Source organism: Kitasatospora sp. NPDC059146, assembly GCF_042786665.1.
In the GTDB taxonomy this organism is placed as follows: domain Bacteria; phylum Actinomycetota; class Actinomycetes; order Streptomycetales; family Streptomycetaceae; genus Kitasatospora.
Window position 1 is genome coordinate 1 of the sequence record NZ_JBHZCY010000052.1, and the last position, 2382, is coordinate 2382.

Consider the following 2382-nt stretch of genomic DNA (forward strand, 5'->3'; position numbering starts at 1 on the left):
CTGCTGCACCACCTGCTCTGGACGGCCGTGGACGTCTGCGCCGAGCTGCGCCTGCCCCTCCAGCTCCACACCGGTTTCGGCGATCCCGACCTCACCCTGCACCACGCCGACCCGTCCCTGCTGACCGACTTCGTCCGCGCCGCCGAGCCCAGCGGCGTCCCGCTGGTGCTGCTGCACGGCTATCCGTACCACCGGCAGGCCGGCTGGCTGGCCCAGGCCTTTCCGACGGTGTACGCCGATCTGGGGCTGACGGCCTCCTACACCGGGCCGCGGGTGGCGGCGGTGCTCGGCGAGATGTCGGAACTGGTGCCGTTCGGAAAACTGTTGTTCTCCACCGACGCCTACGGACTTCCCGAACTGTTCTCGGTGGGCGCCGCACAGTTCCGGCACGGACTGGGCATGCTCCTCGCCGACTGGCGGGCGGACGGCGCCTGTTCGGCCGCGGACGCGCAGCGTGTGGCCCGACTGGTCGCGGCCGACAACGCGCGCCGCCTGTACGCGCTCGGCTGAGCGCCCGGCTGTTTTTTCGCGCACATGCCAAATCGGCCCAGTCGTCGACGAACCATCACTTTTTAACAATCTTGAACCCTGTTCCGCCTGTTGACCGGTGGAGCGCGAACCTCCGTTGTTGGTCTAGATGTGACGATTAGATGACTACCTCTTGCGCTTATCAGCGAATATTCATTAACGTCCCGGTCATCCCAGCGCACCTGCCACACCGCAGCTGCCGGATGACGACTCGGGAGGGCCAACCCCAATGAGAGTTCCTCGGATCAGCCGGACCCGCTACGCGGCTGTGGGCCTGGTGCTCGCGACCGCCGGAGCTCTCGCGCTCCCGGCCGGCACCGCCGTCGCGGCGCCCACCGGCGACTCGACGACCGGTCCGCTGCTCAGCTACGTCGTCAACACCAAGGCCAACCACGGCCAGGTGCAGAAGGTGGAGAAGGCCGTCACCGCCCTCGGCGGCACGGTGGTCCAGTCGTACGACCAGGTCGGCGTCATCGTCGCCCGCTCCAACGACACCAAGTTCGCGGAGAAGCTGCGTCTGGCCAAGGGCGTCGACTCGGTCGGCGCCAGCCGCACCAAGGGCATCCTCGCCGCCGACCAGACCAAGGCCGAGGTCGCCGAGGCGCCGACCGGTGCCGCCGCCGCCGCGAACGGCCAGGAGCCGTACGAGCCCAACCAGTGGGACATGCGCCAGATCGGCGTCGACAAGGCGCACAAGATCTCGCTGGGCAGCCGCAACGTCACCGTCGGCGTGCTGGACTCCGGCATCGACGCCACCCACGAGGACCTGGCCGCCAACGTGGACGCCTCGCAGTCGGTCTCCTGCATCGACGGCAGGACGAACACCGACTGGAAGGCGTGGCAGCCGACCACCAGCGACCACGGCACCCACGTCGCCGGCACGATCGCCGCCGCCAAGAACGGCAAGGGCATCGTCGGCATCGCCCCGAACGTCAAGCTGGCCGCGGTCAAGGTCGTCGACGACGGTGGCTTCATCTACCCGGAGAACGCGGTCTGCGGCTTCGTCTGGGCCGGCGAGCACGGCTTCAAGGTGACGAACAACAGCTACTACGTCGACCCGTGGATGTTCAACTGCCCGAACGACAAGGACCAGGCCGCGATCTCGGACGCCGTCCGCAAGGCCGTCGCCTTCTCGCAGCGCAAGGGCGTCCTGAACGTCGCCGCCGCCGGTAACGAGAACATCGACCTGGCGCACAAGACCACCGACGTCTCCAGCCCGGACGACACCAAGCCCGGCACCCGCCCGGTCACCAACGACTGCCTGTCGCTGCCGACCGAGCTGCCCGGCGTGATCGCGGTCTCCGCGGTCGGCGTCAACGGCGACAAGTCGTACTACTCCAGCTACGGCAAGGGCGTCGTCACCGTCGCCGCGCCGGGTGGTGACGCCCGCTACCAGATCCCGGACACCCCGGACAAGAACGGTCGCATCCTGTCGACCATCCCGGGCAACAAGTACGGGTACATGCAGGGCACCTCGATGGCCACCCCGCACGTCACCGGCGTGGTCGCGCTGCTCGCCAGCACCTTCCCGTGGGCCAGCCCGGACGAGCTCACCGAGCTGCTGACCAACCAGGCCGAGTCCCACGCCTGCCCGACCGGCGTCTACAACCCGGGCAACACGGGCCAGTTCAAGGCCACCTGCGAGGGCGGCGCGGACGACAACGGCTTCTACGGCGCGGGCATCATCAACGCCGAGAAGGCGGTCCAGTGGTGGCGCTGACGCGCTGACCACCCGGCGCTGAACACCGAGCGCTGACCACCGAACGCCGAGCTGGGGGGGGGGGGCCCCGGCCCCCCCCCCCCCCCGCCGTGCCGCCCCCCCCCCCACCCGCGGTCCGGCCCCCCCCCCCCCAC

General features: G+C 69.5%; 2 protein-coding genes. Both read left to right on the forward strand.

The features are described from left to right. A partial coding sequence (locus ACFXPX_RS22240; RefSeq protein ID WP_380642898.1) for an amidohydrolase family protein occupies nt 1-510 on the forward strand: 510 nt, incomplete at its 5' end. Nucleotides 511-757: 247 nt separating this feature from the next. Continuing rightward, entirely contained in the window at nt 758-2248 is a 1491-nt protein-coding gene (locus ACFXPX_RS22245) for a S8 family serine peptidase (protein ID WP_375893981.1), read from the forward strand. The last annotated feature ends 134 nt before the right edge of the window (nt 2249-2382 follow it).

Coding starts and splice junctions, on each gene's coding strand:
- ACFXPX_RS22245 (WP_375893981.1), top strand. CDS start 758: ATGAGAGTTCCTCGGATCAGCCGGACCCGCTACGCGGCTGTGGGCCTG.